Source organism: Gluconobacter sp. P5H9_a (assembly GCF_018812085.1).
Taxonomy (GTDB): Bacteria; Pseudomonadota; Alphaproteobacteria; order Acetobacterales; family Acetobacteraceae; genus Gluconobacter.
Window position 1 is genome coordinate 123,796 of the sequence record NZ_JACRVW010000004.1, and the last position, 21,547, is coordinate 145,342.

General features: G+C 56.1%; 18 protein-coding genes. 14 read left to right on the forward strand and 4 right to left on the reverse strand.

All coding sequences use genetic code 11. From position 1 onward, the window contains the following. Positions 1 to 2 precede the first annotated feature (2 nt). The 3 genes from KP708_RS06020 to KP708_RS06030 are packed head-to-tail and all read left to right on the forward strand — an operon-like array spanning position 3 to position 1,696. On the forward strand, positions 3 to 326 hold the full coding sequence (locus tag KP708_RS06020; protein ID WP_046900138.1) for a YbaB/EbfC family nucleoid-associated protein: 324 nt from the start codon (positions 3 to 5) through the stop codon (positions 324 to 326). 33 nt (positions 327 to 359) lie between these two features. Continuing rightward, positions 360 to 953, forward strand: a complete 594-nt coding sequence (gene recR, locus KP708_RS06025) for a recombination mediator RecR (protein WP_167386111.1) — start codon at positions 360 to 362, stop codon at positions 951 to 953. Next, a complete protein-coding gene (locus tag KP708_RS06030) occupies positions 950 to 1,696 on the forward strand; it encodes an SDR family oxidoreductase (protein ID WP_215749272.1) in 747 nt (248 codons plus the stop codon). Before recR ends, KP708_RS06030 begins: the two co-directional genes overlap by 4 nt. 1 nt (position 1,697) lies before the next feature. On the opposite strand, the gene KP708_RS06035 is transcribed toward KP708_RS06030, so the two are convergent. Both KP708_RS06035 and KP708_RS06040 read right to left on the reverse strand, forming a co-directional pair. Continuing rightward, positions 1,698 to 2,177, reverse strand: a complete 480-nt coding sequence (locus KP708_RS06035; RefSeq protein WP_252347251.1) for a hypothetical protein — start codon at positions 2,175 to 2,177, stop codon at positions 1,698 to 1,700. A gap of 61 nt (positions 2,178 to 2,238) precedes the next feature. After that, entirely contained in the window at positions 2,239 to 2,571 is a 333-nt protein-coding gene (locus tag KP708_RS06040) for a TIGR02300 family protein (protein WP_046900134.1), read from the reverse strand. Between the two features lie 150 nt (positions 2,572 to 2,721). Between KP708_RS06040 and aroA the strand changes: the two genes are divergently transcribed. From aroA to KP708_RS06075, 7 genes are all read left to right on the forward strand, one after another. Next, positions 2,722 to 4,047, forward strand: a complete 1,326-nt coding sequence (gene aroA, locus KP708_RS06045; protein ID WP_215749468.1) for a 3-phosphoshikimate 1-carboxyvinyltransferase — start codon at positions 2,722 to 2,724, stop codon at positions 4,045 to 4,047. Beyond that, positions 4,044 to 4,682 carry a (d)CMP kinase gene (cmk, locus tag KP708_RS06050; protein ID WP_215749270.1) on the forward strand — a complete coding sequence of 213 codons (639 nt, stop codon included), beginning with the start codon at positions 4,044 to 4,046 and terminating at the stop codon, positions 4,680 to 4,682. The genes aroA and cmk overlap by 4 nt, the downstream gene beginning before the upstream one ends. A gap of 251 nt (positions 4,683 to 4,933) precedes the next feature. Further along, positions 4,934 to 6,643, forward strand: a complete 1,710-nt coding sequence (rpsA, locus tag KP708_RS06055) for a 30S ribosomal protein S1 (protein WP_202206266.1) — start codon at positions 4,934 to 4,936, stop codon at positions 6,641 to 6,643. Positions 6,644 to 6,878: 235 nt separating this feature from the next. After that, complete coding sequence (locus KP708_RS06060; RefSeq protein ID WP_215749268.1) at positions 6,879 to 10,229, forward strand: glycosyltransferase; 3,351 nt, start codon at positions 6,879 to 6,881, stop codon at positions 10,227 to 10,229. 20 nt (positions 10,230 to 10,249) lie between these two features. Beyond that, positions 10,250 to 13,231, forward strand: a complete 2,982-nt coding sequence (locus KP708_RS06065) for a glycosyltransferase (RefSeq protein WP_215749266.1) — start codon at positions 10,250 to 10,252, stop codon at positions 13,229 to 13,231. A 47-nt stretch (positions 13,232 to 13,278) separates the two neighbouring features. Then, entirely contained in the window at positions 13,279 to 14,301 is a 1,023-nt protein-coding gene (locus KP708_RS06070) for a glycosyltransferase (protein ID WP_202206269.1), read from the forward strand. Between the two features lie 73 nt (positions 14,302 to 14,374). Beyond that, positions 14,375 to 14,704 (forward strand): hypothetical protein, encoded by a 330-nt coding sequence (locus tag KP708_RS06075; protein ID WP_215749264.1) that lies wholly within the window; start codon positions 14,375 to 14,377, stop codon positions 14,702 to 14,704. A 44-nt stretch (positions 14,705 to 14,748) separates the two neighbouring features. Here KP708_RS06075 and KP708_RS06080 read toward each other — a convergent pair whose 3' ends face one another. After that, on the reverse strand, positions 14,749 to 17,448 hold the full coding sequence (locus KP708_RS06080; RefSeq protein ID WP_215749262.1) for a pitrilysin family protein: 2,700 nt from the start codon (positions 17,446 to 17,448) through the stop codon (positions 14,749 to 14,751). A 145-nt stretch (positions 17,449 to 17,593) separates the two neighbouring features. Here KP708_RS06080 and KP708_RS06085 point away from each other — a divergent pair, with 145 nt between their 5' ends. Together KP708_RS06085 and KP708_RS06090 are read left to right on the forward strand one after the other, a co-directional pair. Further along, positions 17,594 to 18,127 carry a hypothetical protein gene (locus KP708_RS06085; RefSeq protein WP_215749260.1) on the forward strand — a complete coding sequence of 178 codons (534 nt, stop codon included), beginning with the start codon at positions 17,594 to 17,596 and terminating at the stop codon, positions 18,125 to 18,127. An 11-nt stretch (positions 18,128 to 18,138) separates the two neighbouring features. Beyond that, the gene (locus KP708_RS06090; RefSeq protein WP_215749258.1) at positions 18,139 to 19,170 is read left to right on the forward strand and encodes a glycosyltransferase; all 1,032 of its coding nucleotides are present in this window, start codon (positions 18,139 to 18,141) and stop codon (positions 19,168 to 19,170) included. Positions 19,171 to 19,179: 9 nt separating this feature from the next. Here the strand turns inward: KP708_RS06090 and KP708_RS06095 are convergent, their stop codons facing one another. Then, positions 19,180 to 19,773, reverse strand: coding sequence for a DUF4339 domain-containing protein (locus tag KP708_RS06095; RefSeq protein ID WP_064273616.1), 594 nt, complete (start codon positions 19,771 to 19,773; stop codon positions 19,180 to 19,182). Positions 19,774 to 19,889: 116 nt separating this feature from the next. Between KP708_RS06095 and KP708_RS06100 the strand changes: the two genes are divergently transcribed. Together KP708_RS06100 and add are read left to right on the forward strand one after the other, a co-directional pair. Further along, positions 19,890 to 20,291 carry an MliC family protein gene (locus KP708_RS06100; RefSeq protein WP_237389812.1) on the forward strand — a complete coding sequence of 134 codons (402 nt, stop codon included), beginning with the start codon at positions 19,890 to 19,892 and terminating at the stop codon, positions 20,289 to 20,291. An 81-nt stretch (positions 20,292 to 20,372) separates the two neighbouring features. Further along, on the forward strand, positions 20,373 to 21,428 hold the full coding sequence (add, locus tag KP708_RS06105; RefSeq protein ID WP_215749256.1) for an adenosine deaminase: 1,056 nt from the start codon (positions 20,373 to 20,375) through the stop codon (positions 21,426 to 21,428). The last annotated feature ends 119 nt before the right edge of the window (positions 21,429 to 21,547 follow it).

Consider the following 21,547-nt stretch of genomic DNA (forward strand, 5'->3'; position numbering starts at 1 on the left):
TTATGAAGAACCTTGCAGGACTGATGAAGCAGGCCAGTCAGATGCAGTCCAAAATGGAAGAGGCCCAGAAAAATCTGGCAAATCTGACGGTAGATGGTTCGGCTGGCGCTGGTCTCGTGACGCTTCAGCTTACGGGTAAAGGCGAAATGCGGGGTCTGAAAATTGATCCGAAGCTGGCCGATCCGAATGAAATGGAAATGCTGCAGGACCTGATCGTGGCAGCCTATACGGATGCCAAGAACAAGGCTGAAGCGGCCAGCTCTGAAGCCATGCGCGACGTTACGGGCGGTCTGGATCTGCCGCCGGGTCTGAAGCTTCCGTTCTGATCTGAATAGTTTTTCTGCGGGCGTCACATCATGATGATCAGCAATGACATCGAGCAGCTGATTTCCATGCTGTCTCGCCTGCCGGGGCTCGGCCCTAGGTCAGCCCGTCGCGCTGCGCTCAGTTTGCTGCGGCAGCCGGAGGCGCGGATGTTGCCTTTGGCGCATCTCATGGAACGGGCTGCCACAAGCGTCCGCACATGTTCCCTTTGTGGCAATCTCGACACCATCGATCCCTGCCACATCTGTACGGATTCAACCCGTGACGGCGGCTTGGTGTGCGTGGTCGAAACTGTGGGGGATCTGTGGGCACTGGAACGTGCTGGCGTACATCGTGGGGTCTATCAGGTTCTGGGTGGGACGTTATCGGCGCTTGCCGGTCTCGGGCCCGAAGATCTGAATGTCTCTTCCCTGCTGGACCGTATTGCCGAAGGTGGAGTGAGAGAGGTCATTCTTGCTCTTGGCGCGACAGTCGAGGGGGCGACAACAGCGCACTGGCTTCAGGAAAAACTGGCATCAACGGGCGTGGTCGTCAGCCGTGTCGGACATGGTGTTCCTATGGGAGGCGCTTTGGATGTGCTGGATGATGGCACGTTGGCCGCTGCCCTGATTGCACGACGCGCATTATGATTTCCGCTCTGGTCCCTCGTACGGCGCTTGTGACCGGCGGTGCGCGTCGGATCGGTCGGGCGCTGGTTGAAATGCTGGCCGGGCAGGGTTTTTCTGTCGCCATCCATTATCGCGACAGCAAAACAGAAGCGCTGGATCTGCTCGATCACATTGGCGGGCGGGGATGTGTGATTGGCGCAGATCTGTCGTGTGAAGCGGATGTGAACATGCTGGCTGCTAAAGCAGTTCAGCAGCTTGGCCCGATCGGTGTACTCATCAACAATGCTTCAGCGTTCATTCGTGATGAAGTCGAGACTGTAACTCGCGAAAGCTGGGATCAGCATCTTGAGCCGAATCTGAGGGCTCCGTTCGTTCTGTCTCAGGCGATGGCAGCAGCCCTGCCGGCAGAGGCTGAAGGGCTGATTTTGAATATGCTGGATCAGCGTGTGTGGAATCTGACGCCACATTTTATCAGCTATACCGTGTCCCGAGCAGGCTTGTGGACGCTAACGCAAACGCTTGCGCTGGCACTGGCACCGCGTATTCGCGTTAATGCCATTGGCCCAGGGCCTGTTCTGCCAACAGTAGGCCGACAGTCTCAGGAGCATTTTGACAGGATGTGCGCGCAAACGCCTCTGAAGCGTGGGTCGTCTCCCGAAGAAATCGCTGAAGCCGCGTTTGCGCTATTTTCTCTCCCGTCCGTCACGGGGCAGATGCTGGCCATGGATGGCGGGCAACACCTGAACTGGTCGCCTGCGCGATAAATCAGGGCTGAGGTTTCAGCGCACCAGGCAGATAATCTTCCACAACCAGAGAAATTGGTGCGTTGTCTGAAGCACGTCTGAGGACCGCACGGTTTTCGAGCACGATTCCTGTGGCGTTATCTGGAAAACGTGTTTCGAGTCGCTGGCGATGAAAATTCGTCTTCGAGACAGCTTTGCCAAAGGGCGTATCCGTCGTTTCCAGCAGATGGTTCATGTCATCTGTCAGACGTTCCGGCACATACCAGTTCCAGGCATCAGAGAGCGGGACATCCCCACACAGAAGCTGAACGTGACGTGTGCGAACCTGCCGAGGGTCTGAGACTTCCAGAAGACGCAGGGTTTCCTGCGAAGGCTGTTCTCCAACGGAGAGGCGCACGACGCGAATGGGAACGGAGCAATGCTCCTGAAGAACTGCTGTTGCGCTGGGATGACGCTCCAGGCGGTCCTTTAATGCACGAACGGCTGCGCCATCCGGGGACAAGGCGTCTCCCGGACCGGCACAGCCGCTCAATACTGCTGCAAAGGAAAGAGCACGGACGACCTTAGTGGTCGTCGCGGTCGTCCTTGTCAGTCGAAACTTCGATGTCGTTCGAGAGATCATCGTCATCATCCAGATCGTCGTCTGCTGCGATGACATCGTCATCTGCATCATCGTCCGTGTCCAGATCGACGTCTACATCATCCTCGTTCTCGTCCTTCGGAGCGTTCGGATCTTTCTCCTCAGGCAGCGGTCCTTCGCTACGCTTGAGACGGCCGATATCGTTCGGCTGGGTGGTGCCACATTTCGGGCACACCGTAGGGACGCGGTTCAGGTCATAGAAGCGGGCGCCGCACTCAACGCACGTCCGTTTTAGACCGAGTTCGGGTTTTGCCATGTTGCGCAAGCCTGCCAATGCCTCGGATAAGGAACGCGGCCATGCCAGCTTGTTTCCGCCATGTCAAACTCCAAGTGTCCCGAAATCTGCATGAGGGGACGTATTTCAGGGTGATTGACACACAGGAATGACCCTCGCATGAAAGTGCACATGCAAGCGCGACCTCTGACAGTTTCCGCGTCCCCGAAGGGACTTTCCGGCCGTACCCTCGTACCGGGTGATAAATCCATCAGCCATCGTTCGCTGATGCTGGCCTCTCTCGCACATGGCCGTACGAAGGTTTACGGCCTTCTGGAGGGTGAAGACGTTCTGCGCACCGCAGACGCCATGCGCGCGCTGGGTGCGACGATCACGCGTGACGGTGCCGTCTGGACCATCGACGGCCGTGGCGTCGGTGAGCTGACGGAGCCGGCAGACGTGCTGGATATGGGGAATTCCGGGACAGCAGCGCGGCTCCTGTCCGGTATTCTTTCTTCCCACCAGATGAACAGCGTCATGACCGGGGATGCTTCCCTGCGCTCCCGTCCAATGCGTCGGGTGATGGACCCGCTTTCGAAGAACGGTTCCGAGTTTTTGTCCCGTGAGGGCGGCCGTTTGCCGATGGCCGTGCGTGGCAATGGTCAGGCGACACCGCTTGAATACCGTCTGCCAGTTGCTTCTGCGCAGGTGAAATCAGCAGTTCTTCTGGCCGGGCTGAATGCCGTTGGCCGGACGATTGTAGAAGAGCCTGTCGCCACCCGCGATCATACAGAAAATATGCTCCGTCATTTTGGCGTGGATGTTGATGTTTCCGTTCTGGATGCTGGTGGACGCCGAATCGAGCTGACCGGACCAGTGAAGCTGACCGCACGGGACGTGACAGTTCCGGGTGACCCGTCGTCTTCTGCATTCCCGCTTGTGGCCGCTCTGCTGGTTCCTGGTTCCGATCTGCTGATTGAGAATGTCGGTTTGAATCCGCTTCGGACGGGTCTGTTCACCACTCTGCTCGAAATGGGTGCTGATCTGACTATCGAAAACGAGCGCGTTGAGGGCGGGGAACCTGTGGGTGACCTTCGCGCACGACATAGCAAGCTCAAGGGCGTGGATGTGCCACCAGAGCGCGCACCGTCCATGATTGACGAATATCCCGTTCTGGCCGTGGCCTGTGCTTTTGCGGAAGGGGCCTCCCGTCTGCGTGGTCTGGAAGAACTTCGGGTGAAGGAAAGTGACCGTCTGGCCGCAACCGTCTCCCTGCTGAATGTGAATGGTGCCGAAACCGAAGTGGTTGGCGATGACCTGATCGTTCGTGGTTTCCAAGGACCCTTGGGTGGTGGAAGTGTGACGACGCATATGGATCATCGTCTGGCCATGAGTGGGATTGTCTTTGGTCTGGCGGCGCAGAAGCCGGTCCATATTGATGATACGGCCTTCATTGAAACCAGCTTTCCCGGTTTCGTTGACCTCATGAATGGTCTGGGTGCGGATATCCGGGCATGAGCCGTCCGCTCGTCATTGCCGTTGATGGGCCGGCGGCTGCTGGAAAGGGGACGCTGGCCAAGGCGCTCGCCTCCCGGCTGTCCTTGCCCTATCTGGACACGGGCCTCCTGTATCGTGCGGTTGCAAGGCGCATGATTGATGCCGGTCTTGACCCTGCGGGCGATGCTTCTGCACAGGCGGAAGCGCTTGAGCAGGAGGATCTGCGGAGAAGCGATCTGCGCGTTCCGGAAATCGACCGCGGCGCCTCACTCGTAGCTAGCCAGTCTGCTGTGCGTGAGGCTCTTCTGGAGCGTCAACGTGTGTTCGCCGCCCAGACAGGGGCCGTTGTTGACGGGCGGGATATCGGCACAGTTGTTTTCCCGGATGCGGACGTGAAGTTTTTCATCACGGCCTCCCCTAGGGCGCGGGCCCTTCGTCGCCATCGCCAGTTGCACCGGGACGCAGCGATCACAGAGGCTGAACTGGACGCTGCAATCGCTGAGATCATCGCGCGTGACTCGCGGGATTCCTCGCGGGATACTGCGCCTCTGGTACAGGCCGCAGATGCGCTTTTGATTGAGACGGATGAGCTTTCTGCTGAGCAAGTGCTTGAAAAGGCGCACGAAGAAATCAGACGGCGTGTAACTCGGATCTGAGTTGCGGTATCTGCCCGTCTGACACCTGTTTTTTTATTGACAGAGCGCCTGTGGAAGGTGTTGTTGCGGGTTAGCGCCTTGCCCGAAGGGGGAAAGTGTCGTCCGTCATGCGTTTTGCGTGCGGGCCATAATTTAACGGACCCGGTCTGACCTTTTGAGGCAGCGGGGAGTCGTCATGCCAGATTTCGATCCGCGTGGCGCAGACGTGGATGATCGGTTTCAGGCCGAAAATCCGGGAATATTGTATTTACATGGCTTCAGCCACACAGGCCCCTGCCGCTCACGGCATGGAAGATTTTGCAGCCCTCCTCGAAGAGACCCTGGGCCGCGACACCGGTTTTGACGGCTCCGTCGTCACTGGCCGCGTGATCCGTCTGACCGACGAATTCGCTATCGTTGATGTTGGTCTCAAGAGCGAAGGTCGCGTTTCCCTTAAGGAATTCGGCCCGCCAGGCGCTGCTCCGGACGTAAAGCCGGGCGACGTTGTCGAGCTGTATGTCGAGCGTTACGAAGACCGTGACGGTTCCATCGTTCTTTCCCGCGAGAAGGCTCGTCGTGAAGAAGCATGGACCGCTCTGGAGCGTGCATTCGGCAACAACCAGCGCGTCAATGGCACGATCTATGGTCGCGTCAAGGGTGGCTTCACGGTTGATCTGGGCGGCGCAATGGCGTTCCTTCCGGGCAGCCAGGTTGATATCCGTCCGGTTCGTGACGTCGGCCCGCTGATGGGTCAGCCGCAGCCGTTCCAGATCCTGAAGATGGATCGCGCACGTGGCAACATCGTTGTGTCCCGTCGTGCCGTTCTTGAAGAGACCCGTGCAGAGCAGCGCTCCGAGCTGATCCAGGGCCTGAAGGAAGGTATGATCCTTGACGGCGTCGTCAAGAACATCACCGACTACGGTGCGTTCGTTGACCTCGGCGGCGTTGACGGCCTCCTGCATGTCACCGACATCGCATGGAAGCGCATCAACCACCCGTCCGAAGCTCTGCAGATCGGTCAGCCGGTTCGCGTGCAGGTCATCCGCTTCAACCCGGACACGCAGCGTATCTCCCTCGGCATGAAGCAGCTTGAAGCTGATCCGTGGGAAAACGTTGCCATCAAGTACCCAGCTGGTGCCCGCTTCACGGGTCGCGTCACGAACATCACCGACTACGGTGCATTCGTCGAGCTGGAGCCGGGCGTCGAAGGTCTGGTGCACGTTTCCGAGATGTCCTGGACGAAGAAGAACGTCCATCCGGGCAAGATCGTCGCTACTTCCCAGGAAGTCGACGTCATGGTTCTGGACGTGGACAGCTCCAAGCGTCGTATTTCGCTTGGTCTCAAGCAGGTTCAGCGCAACCCTTGGGAGCAGTTCGAAGAAGAGCACAAGGTTGGCTCTGTCATCGAAGGAGAAATCCGCAACATCACCGAGTTCGGTCTGTTCATCGGCCTCTCCGCAGACATCGACGGCATGGTTCACATGTCCGACCTGTCCTGGGACGAAGCTGGCGAAGCAGCCATGGCGAACTACGAAAAGGGTCAGGTCGTTAAGGCCAAGGTCCTCGACGTGGATCCTGAGAAAGAGCGCATCTCCCTGGGCATCAAGCAGCTTCAGGAAGATCCGGCAGCCGACACCCTGTCCCGCATCCAGAAGGGCGCTGTTGTAACCTGCGTCGTGACGGCAGTTCAGGCTAACGGTATCGAAGTGAAGGTCGACGATCTGCTGACCGGCTTCATCCGTCGTGCAGAGCTGGCTCGTGACAAGGCGGAGCAGCGTCCGGAGCGTTTCGCCGTTGGCGAAAAGGTCGATGCGAAGATTGTTTCCGTTGACCGTGCTTCCCGTAAGCTCGCGCTGACGATCCGCGGCCGTGAGGTCGAGGAAGACAAGGCTGCGATCAACGAATACGGTTCTTCTGACTCGGGCGCTTCCCTGGGTGACATTCTGGGCGCGGCAATTCGTCGTCGTACTACAGACGTCTGAAGAGACTGAAAATCAGATAACTCTATGTTGTCATGATTTTAGAAAAGGGCCGCGCAAGCGGCCCTTTTTGTATTTGGGATGTAATGATCTTCTTTCTTGTCAGGGGCTTTTGTTGCTGTAAACCTTCAGGTAAGAATTAAGAGTATCGTGACGGCAGCGGTCTTGTGGTCTCATGTCCAGAAGACTGATGAAGTCAGTTTGAGATGGGAGTGGGCGTTCTGCGCTCAGGAGATTGATGGCGGTTATTTACAACACAAATTATACCCACAATCCCAATTCCTACCTTACGCTGGCGGTTGAACGGGCTGCTCGATCTCTATTTGGCAATGACCAGATTGTTGTCGCTGACAATATGTCCCTGGGCAGTATTGCTGCCTCCGGTGAGCATGACGTTCTGATCTGTCTGGACGCACAACGGATCAATCTTCCACTGATTCGTCGCGTTCGCCCTGCATTCAAGACATTAATTCTCTGGACCTTTGAAGACCCGTTCATGCGGGACTTCAATGTTGAGAATGCCGGCCTTTTTGACTTCGTCTTTACGAATGATCCGTCCTGCGCCGAATACTACCATGGCAAGGGGCACTATCTTCCTCTGGCGGCCAGTCGTTCTATTCATGAGCGCAAGGTTCTCTCTGCGGCAGAGCTGGAATATGATATTTTCTTTGCTGGCACGATGTGGCCGAACCGCGTCCAGACACTGCGGCGCGTGATTGCGGCCTTCCCGGATGCCAGACTGAAGCTTGTTTGCCCCGGTAACGAGTACCTGCCACCGCTGCCCGCAGATCTTGCTGCACTTGCGATCCAGCGGCCGATCAGCCACGAAGCCTTTATTGATTTTGCGAATGTCAGCGCCGTTACTCTGACGATGTTCCGCGATTATGCCAGCCATGGCGATGTCAGCCAGGCGACGGCTCCGGGACCACGCTTTTTCGAGTTGGCTTTGGGCGGTACGGCACAGGTTGTCGAAGCGCCTGAAAGCATGGGCAGCGAGCATTTCGATACTGTAGAGGGGATCAGCCTTGCGCGTGATCCTGATGGCGTCGTGGATGCTGTTGCCCGCATCCTGAACAACAAGAACACGCGTCGCAAAGCAGCTCAGGCGTCTCAGAAGTCGGTACTGGCACATCATCTTTATGAGCACCGTCTCGAAAAGATGCGTGACATCACTGGCGCTGATTTTGGTCGCCGTAAGGCTGCTGACATCCTCCCGGTTGAGCGTCGCCGCCGTCTGCGGGTGCTGATGTGCACGCATTCCACAATTCACGAGCAGGCCTGGGGTGGTGTTGAAGTTTACCAGCAGGCTCTTTGCTCCCTGCTTGGACGTGACGTTGAGTTCTTTTACTGGCTGCGTCGTGGCACATTCTGCCGTCTGACGACGGCAAGTGGTCAGGAGCTCGAACGCTTCGATGTGCCGGAAGTGGGCTGGCAAGACGCAATGTGCGATGCGCCAGAGGAGATGGCGTTTTCAAGCGTCATCAGCCAGTACAACATGGACATTGTCCATTTCCAGCATCTCGGACATCACGCCCTTTCCTTGCCGATCATCGCCAAGGCCAATGGTGTCGGCGTCGTGTTCTCTGCGCATGACTTCTGGCTTGTTTCAGCGCGCTACAACCTGCTGAACCATGAACTGCGGTATGTGGAAGACGAAGTCCGCTCTGTCCTGTCAGCGGATATCACGCTGAAGGCTTCCGAAAATGTGGATCATGGTGGCGAGCAGACGCGTCGGGCCTTTGTCGCCAAGATGCTTCACTCTGTTGATGCCATTATGTTTGGGACGCAGCATTCTCGTGATCTGACGCATGAGATCTATCCGATCCTTAACGAAAAAATCAGTCTGATTACGGGTATTCCGAGCCCTGAAAACACGGTGCCGGTTAAGCCGAAGAGCTACGCTCCGTTGGGTGATGCTCCTCTGCATGTTGCGATAGTTGGTAATTTCCTGCGCACCAAGGGGGCAGATACGATCCTGAGCCTGATCGAAATCGCTCATCCGGATCATTTTGTCTTTCATATCTTCGGTTATGTGCATCCAGAATACGAAGCTGTTCTGAATGCTGGCAGCCGGTCGAACGTGAAGCTGTACGGCCGATATGACATGGGCGATATCGAGGCTCTGAAAAAGGCAGATGTTGCACTCAACCTGTCAATCTGGCCGGAAACCTATTGTATTTCCCTCTCCGAAGCTTGGCAGAATGGCCTGATCCCCATTGTGACGGATGTCGGCGCTCTGGGGGATCGCGTCGAAGATGGTGTTAACGGTTTCAAGGTTCCGATCAATCGTCCAAGCATGGTTCTGGAGCGGCTTGAACTGCTGCGTTCTTCTGAGCCTGTGCGCAAGAAAATCATGGCAAACATTGGCCCGCATCTCTGGACCCATGCCCGTGAATATGCGGACGGTTTGCTGAAGCTTTATCAGGGTGTAGTGCCGCGTCGTCCGATGGGCGTTTCGGACCTGCGGTTGGATGCTGGGCAAGTCCATCTTCTTCCGCATCCATCATGGCGCCATCAGGCTCCGCCGCGTCATATTTTTGATCCGCCGACAACACGTGATCTCTCCGTTGAGCTACCTATTCCTGTTTCGGACTGGTTCTCCATCCAGGGCGCTGAGTGCTATATTGATGACGTCTGTCATCACGTCTTTGCCACGAGCGAAGATGAAGATTTCGAAGGCGCCAACGAATTTCATATCCGGGGCTGGTTCCTTCTTCCCGGGATCAGTACAGCCGGCCGCATGTTGGCAGTTCTGATCGAAGAAGGTGCAGACAGTCCGCTGATTTTCCTTGAGTGTGAACGTGAAATTCGTGGGGACATTGTTGAGATGTTCAACGGGTCTCCACGTCGTTCTGGCTTCTCCGGCAAGACAGCTCTGCGTGGGAAGTGGTGTGAAGGTCGTTTCCGCGTTGGCCTGATCAATGTCATCAACGGGCAGGCAGCGTTCCAGCTTACTTCGGTCCAGATTGAGGTCGAGGGCGGTAAGATCGACAAAATTCATCGTTCGATGCCTTCCAACGATGTCATTTTGTCTGATTTTAATCGGATTTCTCATAGCGACGGTCTGTTGCGCGGCATCAAGCTGTCTGGCTTCCAGAAGAAAGACCTCCATCCGTATGGCAGCGGAATGCTAGAGAATTTCATCGACGAGTTCACAGGCGTCATTGGGTCTCCTGTGCAGGATGTCGATCCGTTCGGGGGCATCTATGTGCGCGGCTGGGCGTTCCTGAAAAATCTGTCCCGGGCAGGCCAGCTCTATGTTGGGCTTATCCATAAAGAACGTGATGAAGTCACTTTGTTCGGCATGGACCGTATTGCCCGCCAGGATGTAGCGGTTGTGCATCGTGATGCTCCGCTTTGTGCGGGCTTTTCTGGAATACTGAACCCAATGCAGGGCTATGCCCGCCCGATGGATGGGGTTTATCGGGTAGCTCTGATCAATGTGACGGGCGACGTTTTCGGCACATACATTACTGATCTGGTTGCAGCTTTCGATGGTGGACGCATTGTGTCCACAGGCCGTGAAGATCTGACGCCGGAGCAGGCCGAGCGGTCTGAACAGCTTTTGAATGAGAAAGCCATCGCCTGAACCTGGGGGTCAGTTTTTTTATGTCCGATCCGGTTCCTGAGTCCTCCTCGGCTGCGCGCGAGCCTCGCTGGCGCCAGTTTGATGCGCAGTGGTATCTGCTGCGTTATCCGGAGGTTGGGGACTGGATGCGTGATGAAGGTCATCAGGACCTTCACGCGTTCTATATTGAAACAGGTCAGCGATACGGTCATTCTCCGAACCGGTATTTTGATGAAATCTGGTATCGGGAAACCTACGCAGACGTTCGTAGGGATCTGATTCAGGAAAAATATCGGTCCGGCTTCGAGCATTATTGCGCCGAAGGATATCATGGCCTTTCGGCACACTGGCTTTTTGACGAAGTTGATTATCTTCGACGGTATCCTGAACTGACCCGTCGCTCCCTGGAAGAGCAGGGGTTTTTCAACGGCTACGACCATTATCTAGAAATTGGCGAGGCACGTTATTATAGCGGCCATCGTTTTTTCGATGATGAGCTCTGTCGTCGGCTTGCCCTCCGCTTTCCGGATTATTTTGACAGCCGTATCGGCCTGTTTGCATCTTGGCTCAGTCTGCCGTCCGAGATTGCGGATGCAGGGCGTGTTTCCTGGTATTTTGATCCGGTCTGGTATCTGGAACGCTATCCGGAAGTGCGGAGTGAAATTGCTGAAGGGCGGTACAGCAGTGCCCTTCATCATTATCTTACCAATGAAACACCCCGGCTTTTTAATCCGCAGGAAATGTTTTCCGAGAGCTTCTACGCAGACACACATCCGGATGTGGTTGCCTGTCTGGATATGGGGTCCTTTCGGAACGGCTATGAGCATTTTCTGCTGTTCGGAGCTCATGAAGGGCGCGCGCCTGAAGCGGGCGTGGATCTTGCCGCTCACCTGAGCCGCCCACAGGTCCGCAACGACGTTCGCAATCACCTGTATGACAGTCCCTTTGCTCATCTGGTTGCGGCCAGAATGGGAGAGGGGCAGCGCGCTTCGTTGGTTGAAGCCCCGGAGATTGAGGAAAGTCAGTCAAGGCAGGTTTTTGAACGGGAAGCTGAGGCGCTCCTTCCCGCATTGGCGCGGCACCCGCTGGATTTCACGGTTGCGGGTGTGCCGGAACTCAGTGTCATTGTCGTGGTCTATGACCGGATTGCGCTGACGATGCAGGCTCTGGCGTCCCTACGTGCAAACTATGCCGGAGCCATCCAGCTGATCGTTGTGGATTCTGGTTCACACGATCAGACACGTCGTCTCGACGAAATGGTTCACGGCGCCAAGATCCTGCGTTTCAGGTATAACATTGGATATCTGGAAGGCTGTAATGCAGGTCTTGCAGAAGTTGATGCGCCATTTGTTCTTTATCTGAACAACGATCTGCGTCTCTACCCGGCCAGTATCGCACATGCCTTGCAGCGTCTGCGTTCGGACAGCGATATCGGGGCGGTGGGGGCGAAGCTGATCCGCACCAATATGCGCCTGCAGGAAGCAGGCTCCATTATCTGGCGTGATGGCGCGACGTATGGATATCGCCGCGAAGATAGTCCGAACCTCCCTGAAGCGAATTTTGTGAGAGATGTGGACTATTGTTCCGCAGCGTTTCTCATGGTGCGGTCGTCCATTCTGATTCAGTTGGGCGGCTACGATTTACGGTACCGTCCCGCTTATTTTGAAGATGCGGATTTGTGCGTTCGTATTCTCAAGATGGGTGCGCGGATCGTCTATGATCCTAACGTGGTGGTTGAGCATCTTGAGTACGGCAGTTCTGGCTCTGCCGGATCTCAGACCCTGATGCACGCCAATCTGCGGATTTTTTCGCGCGTGCATCAGGATTTCCTGCGCCATCAGCAGCCGGCTCATATCCGAAATGCAGTGCAGGCTCGCGAGCGGCGTTCAGATCGGAAGCACATCCTGTTCATTGAAGACCGCCTGCCATTAAGGCGCTTGGGCTCAGGGTATGTCCGCTCCAATGATGTGGTTCGGGCTATGGCCGCGCTGGGATATCAGGTCACAGTGTTTCCCATGCTGCCCAGAGATCAGAGCGAGCTGGACCTGTTTGGAGATTTCCCGGAGACAGTAGAGCTGATTGCGGATCAGCATCTTTCCACCTTTCCGGATTTCATCCAGGCCCGGGCCGGATATTACGATCTTGTGTGGGTTGGACGTACGCATAACATGGCGCGGCTCCTGCCAATTATGAACGAGGCCAGCCGTTACCTGCCAACGGGTGGGGCTGTTCTGGATACGGAAGTGATTTCCACGCCGCGTACGCTGGAGCGCATCAAGGTGCTTGATTTGCCCAAGCCGGCGTTGAGCTTTGACGAGATGCTGCGCCGGGAACTGGAATGCGCCCATTACTGCCAGCAGATCGTCGCGGTGACGGAGCAGGATGCCGGATTTGTGCGCCGTGCCGGGTATGAGAATGTTTCCGTGCTGGGACATGAAATGCGAACCCGTCCGACACGCGCGGTATTCGAGGCCCGGAAAGATATTCTCTTCCTGGGGGCACTGCATGATGAGGGCGCGCCGAACCATGACAGTCTGGAGTGGTTTGTCGGAGAGGTTCTACCAGTCCTTGACGACCTTCTGCCTCCGGACGTTCGGTTTACGATCGCGGGCTTCATTCATCCTTCTGTGGATGTGAGTGCGTTTGCGCGGCATCCTCGCGTGGATATTGTTGGTCCTGTGCATGATCTTGCGCCGCTGTTCGACAGACATCGTGTCTTCGTAGCGCCAACAAGGTTTGCGGGCGGTCTGCCGTTCAAGGTCCAGGAAGCTGCTGCATTCGGGGTTCCAATGGTTGTGACGACCCTTCTGGCGGGTCAGGTCGGCTGGACAAATGATGTGGAATTGCTGTCTGCGCCTGCCGATGATGCCAAAGAATTTGCGTCAGATGTCGCCCGTCTTTATCAGGATAGCGAACTCTGGGCCCGGCTGAGAAGTGAAGCGCTGAAGGCGGTGGAGCGGGATTGTGCGCCAGCGCAGTTCCGACAGGATCTGTCCAAGATCCTGCAGGCGTGTATAGCTTGAAGACGCCACCCACCCGGGGCATGAAGTTTAAGGAAACAGGTGAGGCTATGTCGACAGAAGTGAAAGATCGTTCCTCTGAAACGGAGCGGAAAGTGTCTGGCCTGACCGGACGTGTTCTGGTGTGCAGTGGTGGGCGTTATGAAAGTCAGGCCAATGCCCAGATCCGTGAGTCGATCATGGATGGGTGGGCTGAGTGCTTTGGCGAAGAAAACGTTACGGCTGTTCATATTTCCGCAGCAGCTGCATCCATCAAGATCCTGAAGCCCACAATCGTTTTCGCCATTGGGTCGTACCTGCCGGAGAGCACCTATTTCGGCGAAGTCTGTCGCGAAGCCAAGAAGATTGGCGCTGTGACGGTTTTCTGGGCGACAGAAGATCCTTATGAGCAGGATGCGAACTATCGCATCGCCGATGACTTCGACGTCGTTTTCTCCTGTGACCGCTGGGGCCACAATTTCTATCAGCGCGATCTGGTGTTCCATCTTCCGCTGGCAGCAAGCCCGAGCCTGCATTACATGCCGATCGAAGAGAATGTCGAAAAAACGATCGATGTTCTGTTCTGTGGCGTGGCGTTCACGAGCCGGAAGGACATTGTCCGCAATCTGCTGCCGGTCCTGCGGAACCTGAATATCAAGATTATCGGTCCAGGTTGGGGCGAGCTGGGTATTGGTTTCTCCGATGCCCGGATCGAGAAGTCCCAGCTGGTAGAACTGTATCGCCGGTCCAAGCTGGTTCTGAATCTGGGGCGCTCACTCCACTTCGAAAACAAGCGTTTTGTGATCGCTCCTTCCACGCCTGGTCCCCGGACGTTTGAAGCTGCTCTGGCAGGCGCGTTCCAGGTGTTTCACGAAGATACGCATGAGCTTCGCCGGTACTACGATGCAGACGAAATTCCGGTTTTCTCAAACCGGATTGATTTCGAGCGGCTGGTTGAGAAATACGTAGGGGATGATGAAGCCCGTCTGGCTATGAGCCGTAAGGCACAGGCCAGAACGATGGAGCAGCATCTTTACAAGCACCGTATCCAGCAGGCCCTGTCGGTTCTTCAGGCTGAAGGCTTCCTTGGCTGAAAAGCGACTGGAATTTGTGATTTCATTAAAAGCCGGGCTGTTGTGCCCGGCTTTTTTGTAAGGATATTCGGAAATGCAAACCGTCTGGCTTATGGCATTGTTGCTGATCGCTGCATTTCTGGAGGTCGGCGGTGATGCCCTCGTGCGAACTGGCCTGCATACAGCCGGTCTGGGACGTGTGGGTTTTATATCAGCCGGTGCGCTTGTGCTGCTGATTTATGGAATAACCGTCAATCTTCCCGACTGGGACTTCGGGCGATTGATGGGCGTGTATGTCGCACTGTTTTTTATCGCAGCTCAGGTCGTGGCGTATTTTGCTTTTGGTCAGACCCTGACTTTACCTGTCTGCATCGGTGGACTGCTGATCGTCTCAGGTGGTGTTCTGATGACGGTCTGCCGTTAAGGGATCAGGCCGGAATATGAATATCCCGGCCTGAAGCAGAGTGTTTACTTCGGCTGTGGGCCAAGGACGATCTGTGCCAGATCATCTGGGCGAACCCACTTGCTGAACGCGGCCTGCACCTGAGCAGGTGTCATGTCGTAAATCGCCTGAGCTGCTTCTGCTGGCGCATTCAAAGGCAGTCCCAGATCAATCAGATCCAGATAGCTGCCAGCCAGAGCGCCAAAGCTGGCGCGTGCCATGGGCTGGCGACGCAGCAGAGACGCCTTGGCCAGATCCAGACTTTCCTGAGAGACAGGCTGGCTGCGCATATCCTGCACGTCCATGATTGCCAGGGCGCGTGCCTTGTTCACTTTGTCCGGGTCCGCACCAAAGCTGATGCCGAAGGAGCCGCGGGTCCGGGAGTAACTGAAGGCACTTCCTGCCCCGTACACATAGCCTGTGCGAACGCGCAAATCCTGCATCAGGCGGGAAGAGAACCCATCGCCAAGGATTTCGTTTCCGACAGCTAGAGCATGACGATCCGGGTCCGTGACCTTCATGCCAATGGTCTCCACGAGTTTCACGTCATCCTGTGATCGTCCTGGATCTGCGACAACAGCCTGAGAGGCTTTGCTGAGAGGAATGGACGGCAGATCAACGACAGGGGCAGGGCCTTCAGCCTTCCAGCCGCCAAAAGCCTTCTCGACCTGCTCATGAGCATCTTCAGGGCTGATGTCCCCGACAACCACAATCGTCGTTAGGTCCGGGCGATATGTGGCGGTGTAATAGGCTTTGACGTCAGTGAGCGTAATTTTGCTCAACGTGGCTGGAGTAGCCTCGCGAAGGGTCGGGTCAGTTGCCGGGACGAGTGCCCGGCGCGTGGCACGGCCAAACCGGTAGGTCGGAGACTGAAGCTCACCCGCACGGGCCTGAATGGCTTCCATCTGCGTGACATGGAAGGCCTTTTCCGGGAAGGCAGGGTGCAGTTCGTGCTCTGCCAGCAGGGACAGGCCCTTACTGAAATTTTGGGTGAGTGTGCTGAGACTGAAACCAGGGCCAGCGCTTTCATCTGCCGAGATGTCATCAAGCGCGCTGGCAAGGGCCAGACGGTCATGAGAGGTGCTGCCATACAGGAACATGTCAGACGTCAGGCCAGCAACGCCTTCCTTGCCAGCAGGCTGCTGCAGGGATGCATTCTGCCGGATGGAGCCGATCAGCTCGACCGTATGGCTGACATGCTCGGGCTGGACCAGAAGGTGCAGACCATTCGAAAGTGTATAGGCCTTGGGAAGAGGTGCCGCGGCCGGAATGCTCAACCGTGCGAGGGCTTCTTCCGCCCATGCTGGGAGGCTGACTTTGCCTGATGGTGGTGTGTTGAAAGACTCTGCGCCACCAAATCCTTTGCCGCCAATGGCTTTGCCCTTTTCACTCGGCGTCAGGGTGGCGCTGATGGCGTGTTGCGGGTCAAGGAGCGTTTTGGCCAGCTCATCCACCTGTGCCTTCGTGACGTTCCGGAAGGCCGCGATCATATCATCCGGGCTTTCAAGATGCTGGATGGCGACAGCCTGGGACCAGTTCTCTGCGAGTTCCGAAATGCTGTTCGCATTGAACTCCAGAGATGCAATCTCTTTGCGACGGGCGGCTTCGATCAGGTCCGCAGGAATTCCATTTTTGCGAAAGTTATCCATGAGAGACGCGAGCGTCCGGCGGAGCTCGTCCGGATTTGCTCCCTTGGGAAATCCTGCGTAGGCGACAGCGAGGCCGGCCTGCGCATCCGGGTCATACATGAACCCTGCGTCAAGAGCCTTACCGTCCGGCACTAGACCGAAAAGGACACTGCGCTGGCTGGCAATGGCGTCGGCCAGCAGGGTTACGGCAGCATAGTTCGGGTCACGCTGTCCCGGCATCCGCCAGGCCATGGTGACAAGGCCGATGGGTAGATCTGTATCCAACGACAGGGATTGTGCCTTGGCTGGCGTGGGTGTGACAGCAGCGCGGGCAGGAAGTGTAGCCGCTGCAATGTTGCCAAAGGCTGCCTGAACTTTCTTCAGGGTGTTCTGCGGGTCCACATCGCCCGTAATAACGAGGATGGCGTTGTTGGGAGCATACCAGGAGTTGTAGAACTGCTTCAAAAGCGGGGCAGTCGTGGCATCGAAAGAGGGACGCGTCCCGAGTGCGTCGTGCTCGTAAGGTGTGCCTGCGTAAAGTGCGGCGCGCACCTGAGAGAGATAGCGGTAGATGGGGCTCGACAGGTCGCGTGAGACTTCCTGCTCGATGGCGCCTCTTTCATGGGCCCATTCTTTCTCTGTGATGTTCAGCCCGCGCATACGACCGGCTTCGATCCGCAGAAGGACATCAAGGTCCGCAGCAGGGGCCTTGAAATAGTATTGGGTGACGTCAGACGTCGTGTCGGCGTTATCATTGTTGCCGAGCTGGGCGCTGATGGTGGAAAGCTGGTCCCGGGAGAGTGTTTCGGAGCCGTTGAACATCATGTGCTCAAGGGCATGTGCCGTTCCTGGAAAACCCTTGGGTGCGTTGACGGAGCCCACTTCATAATTGAGCATCGTCTGTACGACGGGTGCCAGAGTATCCCGCACAATCACGACACGTAGGCCATTGGGCAAGGTGGCACGGGTGACGGAGGCCGGTGCTGCCGTGGCAGCCTGAGGCACCGCAGGGGCAGCATGTGCGCCCGTCAGGAGAGGCGGGGCCAGCATGGAGGCTGCGAGCAGTGTCACACGGGTCAGGCGGGAGAAACCGGGCATAGGTTATTAACTTCCTACGGGTAAAATGTTCTGCCAGGCAGTAAATCGACTGTCAGGGATGCTGTCTACCGAGGGAGGATTGCTGAAGGATGAATAAAAAATCATGTGACGCGGTCAATCAGAGGCCGCTAAGAACAAAACTACTATGACCGCTTCCAATTTTATCGTCCGCTTTGATGACTGGCTGATTGACCGGCTCTTTCAGCCCGTCGCGAACAGACTGCCGTCAGTTCTTCCCGTTGTGCAGTTGGGCATGAGCTTTCAGCTCGGCTCGCTGATGCTGAACGGCGCAGCGCTGCTTCTGCCGATTGTGCTGTTTGGCGCAACGATGGGCGGTGTGGTGGATACATCGCTGATCTGGTTCATGAACCTTGCCTTCTTTCTGGGCATGAAAAAAACGATCCCGATGATCCGGCCAAACATGCTGAATCCCCTTCGCCCCATGATGCTGAGCATGCGGATGATCGCCATGGCATTCCTCATCTATCAGCTCTTCCGCAGTCTGGATGTGGTGGGAATTGGCTGGATCCTGTCTCAACTTATGACGTTGTCTCAGCTGACGTTTGTGATCGGTCTGTATTTTGTGGCCTGCCAGCCTCAGCCGCCCCGACAGCGGATGTCTTCGCGGACAGGCCCTATTATTGAAGGCGTCTGGGCCGGGAACGGTAGTATTCGCTAAGGAGGCGGGCAGTGAGGATTCTTCACTGTCTTCTGACGCGGGAATTCGCGGGCACGGAACGCCATGTCGCGGAACTCGCGAACCAGCAGGCTCTGACGCATGACGTAACGGTGCTTCTGGAGCGTCATACGGCTGATCCCCGGACAGGTGGAGACATTGCCCGTCACTTTTTGCCGTCAGTGCGCATCGTCCGGGCTAACCGTGCCGGATATCTGCCAACGCTGTTCAGGGTCGTGCGGAGCGAGACGTTCGACATCGTCCATACCCATCTGGGCAAGGCTTCGATCCGTGCAGGGGTGTTGAAGGTTCTGGGGCTGATGGGAAAAACGCCCGTCATCGGGACCCTCCATAATGCTTACCGTGCCAGAACTTACGGAAAGCACGATGGTCTGATCTGTATTGCCCGTTGGCAACAGGACAGCCTGCCAGAAGGCTGCCAGCACCAGAGCATCCTGATAGCGAACTGGACCGTTCCTTCTGCTCTCTGCCCACTGGAGCAAGCGATGCTGAGGGAAGCCTTTCGTCGGCAGCATGCTCTCCCACCAGGTGCATTCGTGATCTGTGCCGTTGGAAGAATGGTGGAGGAGAAACGGTTTGATTGTCTCCTTCAGGCCTGGAGACAGGCCGCCCTGCCAACCGACACCTATCTTGTTCTCGTTGGAGACGGGCCGGAGCGTGTGCGTCTTGAAAACGTCTGCGCAGATTACAGGGAACGCATTATTTTTGCGGGGTATCGGTCAGATGTGCCGGATGTGTTCTGTGCATTTGACGGATTTGTTCTGCCCTCCAGACGGGAGCCATTTGGGCTGGTGCTGCTGGAAGCGATGGCGGCAGGATTACCTGTCTGCGCGACAGCAGCGGGGGGCGTTCTGGATATTCTGGAAAATGTATCGGACTGTCTGGTTAAGCCGGACTGTATCGACGCACTTGCCGCTGGGCTTGTGCGCCTGAGGCAGCAGCCGGGCAGAACATGGGACCTGTCCTTCCATGTGCTGGAAGAGCAGGCCCTCAAGACAGAGCAGTTCTATCGCCGTTTCTGCTGAGTATCGCGATCAGAGATCGTAGTGTTTGGAGACGTAGCTGGAGAGGCCATTCGGGTTGTGCATGATGTGCCAGCTTTCTGAAAAAGAAGGCACGAACTGGAACAGGAAGACCAGCAGCGACAGGAAAAACAGCAGCATTCCTTTGCCGACAAACTGGATACGCCGCCAGAAATAGAGCGGCGGGATCAGGATCCAGAATGCAGAGCCGGGACGGAAGCCAGCAGCAATCAGGGCGCGGCGATCTGTCAGCATGGAGGTGAAGATGATCGCAAAGCTGAGAAGAACGGCAATGATGCTGGACTGGCGGTCAGGGATGTTGCCGAACCAGGCCAGAACGTTGACGATCATGCTGCTGACGAAGGGGCCAAGAATGCTCAGCCAAGCCCAGCGGTTCGAGACCCTGCTGGGGGGCAGGGCAGGCGGGACTCCTTCGGGCTGGGGCGGCCAGAACGCGCAACTGCCTGCCGGATGCCATTCCGCACCGAAGGCCTCGGTCCAGCACAGAGTTGAGTGCTCAATACTGCCGGTCGAGATGAGGGCACGCATACCATCTTCAGAAAGCGGGCCTTTGCGGCTTCCGTGTTCTTCGTAAAACCAGCTCACAGTCCGTCCTTGGTTTGGGCAGTTGTCATCATGCTGACAGAATGGCGGCTCAATCTGACTGAAAGAGATGTCTCAGGCAATACTGAAGGCTTCAATCTGCTGGGAAGGGTCAAGTGATGAGAAAATATTCGTTTGGTTTAATGGCTGTTCTTTGTCTGGGGATAAATCCGGCTTTTGCATCAAAGGTCACTAGTTTTCAGATCAAACTCGCTTCTCCCACAACAGTTGACCGCCAGACAGTGCTTTATACCTGTCAGGGAAACGGTGAGGCGGCCAAGGAGCTTCTCTCGCGCTTGCCGCAAAAACGCGTTGCCGTTCAATATATCAATGCAGATGCCATCAGTTTGGCTGTCCTGCCAATTGAAGGGCACATGCAGGTGTTTTCAAACGTAATTGCTGCGGATGGCGCCAAATATGCTGCGGCTCAGTATGTCTGGTGGAACAAAGGAAACGACGCGTTCTTTTCCAGTGAGATGGACGACAAAGCACTTGTAACGTGCCATGCCGTTTCAAAATAAAGATATCATGTCGATATCGTTTCAATTCTCCAGCAAACATGCATGATGCGGGCTTATCACGACTGATAAGGAAAGCAGGTCATGTCCGTTGTCTGCATGCAGAAATTTCTTGAAAAGCTCCCCAAAGCTGAACTTCATGTTCATCTGGAAGGAACGCTGGAAGCGGACTTGAAAATCAAGCTGGCTGAGCGGAATAATCATCCTCTCAGGTCCAGCTCTGCTGAAGAAATTCGACAGGGTTACGTCTACCATGATCTGCCCTCTTTTCTGACGCTGTATTACGAAGGCGTCGAGCTTCTGCAGACCGAGCAGGATTTTCATGACCTCTGCTATGACTACCTGAGAAAAGTTGCGCAGCAGAATGTTCTTTATACTGAGATGTTCTTTGACCCGCAGCTTCACACCCGTCGCGGAGTAGCGTTCGGGACAGTCATCCGGGGCTTCAATGCAGCGCAGGAGGAAGCAGAGAAGGACTTCGGCATCCGCTCTCACCTCATCATGTGCTTCATACGTGAAATGAGTGCGCATTCTGCCGACGAGACCTTTACCCAGGCTCTCCCTTATCTTGAGAGACCGGGTCGGAACCGCATCATTGGTGTGGGTCTGGATTCAGACGAAAAGGGTAATCCGCCAGCCAAATTTGCGAAAACATTCGCTCGTGCAAGAGCGCTGGGCCTTCACTTGACCATGCATTGTGATCTCGATCAGCAGAATACGCATGAGCATATCCGGCAGGCTCTTCAGGATCTGGGCAGCGAGCGCCTCGATCATGGATTGAATGTGCTGGAAAAGCCCGAACTAATTGCGATGGCTCGGGACAAGGGCGTGACATTCACGCTGTGTCCGTCTCCGAACGATGTCATCAGGCCGGGGCGGTCCCGTCAGGATATTCGGGACATGCTGGCAGCGGGACTGAAAATCACCATCAACTCCGACGACCCGGGTTACATGCAGAGCGTGTATATGACGGAGAGTCTCGCCAAGGCGCAAAGTGCAGCGGACCTGACACAGGACGAACTCATACAGATCAGCCGAAATGCGTTTCAGGCTGCCTGGATTTCGGAAGACGAGCGGACGGTTTATCTCGATGCACTGGAAAAGTTTGCGCGAGAACACAGTGTGGCGATGCCAGTATGAAGGTGTCCTGGGAATTTTTCTCTTGATGTTTAAGGCCTGTGTCTCAGTGAGGCACAGGCCCTAGACGTAAGAATTTAAAAATAAAATCGGAAATCATTATTTATTAAAAAACCAAATTA

Coding starts and splice junctions, on each gene's coding strand:
- KP708_RS06020 (WP_046900138.1), top strand. CDS start 3: ATGAAGAACCTTGCAGGACTGATGAAGCAGGCCAGTCAGATGCAGTCC.
- recR (WP_167386111.1), top strand. CDS start 360: ATGATCAGCAATGACATCGAGCAGCTGATTTCCATGCTGTCTCGCCTG.
- KP708_RS06030 (WP_215749272.1), top strand. CDS start 950: ATGATTTCCGCTCTGGTCCCTCGTACGGCGCTTGTGACCGGCGGTGCG.
- KP708_RS06040 (WP_046900134.1), bottom strand. CDS start 2,571: ATGGCAAAACCCGAACTCGGTCTAAAACGGACGTGCGTTGAGTGCGGC.
- aroA (WP_215749468.1), top strand. CDS start 2,722: ATGCAAGCGCGACCTCTGACAGTTTCCGCGTCCCCGAAGGGACTTTCC.
- cmk (WP_215749270.1), top strand. CDS start 4,044: ATGAGCCGTCCGCTCGTCATTGCCGTTGATGGGCCGGCGGCTGCTGGA.
- rpsA (WP_202206266.1), top strand. CDS start 4,934: ATGGCTTCAGCCACACAGGCCCCTGCCGCTCACGGCATGGAAGATTTT.
- KP708_RS06060 (WP_215749268.1), top strand. CDS start 6,879: ATGGCGGTTATTTACAACACAAATTATACCCACAATCCCAATTCCTAC.
- KP708_RS06065 (WP_215749266.1), top strand. CDS start 10,250: ATGTCCGATCCGGTTCCTGAGTCCTCCTCGGCTGCGCGCGAGCCTCGC.
- KP708_RS06070 (WP_202206269.1), top strand. CDS start 13,279: ATGTCGACAGAAGTGAAAGATCGTTCCTCTGAAACGGAGCGGAAAGTG.
- KP708_RS06075 (WP_215749264.1), top strand. CDS start 14,375: ATGCAAACCGTCTGGCTTATGGCATTGTTGCTGATCGCTGCATTTCTG.
- KP708_RS06080 (WP_215749262.1), bottom strand. CDS start 17,448: ATGCCCGGTTTCTCCCGCCTGACCCGTGTGACACTGCTCGCAGCCTCC.
- KP708_RS06085 (WP_215749260.1), top strand. CDS start 17,594: ATGACCGCTTCCAATTTTATCGTCCGCTTTGATGACTGGCTGATTGAC.
- KP708_RS06100 (WP_237389812.1), top strand. CDS start 19,890: ATGAGAAAATATTCGTTTGGTTTAATGGCTGTTCTTTGTCTGGGGATA.
- add (WP_215749256.1), top strand. CDS start 20,373: ATGTCCGTTGTCTGCATGCAGAAATTTCTTGAAAAGCTCCCCAAAGCT.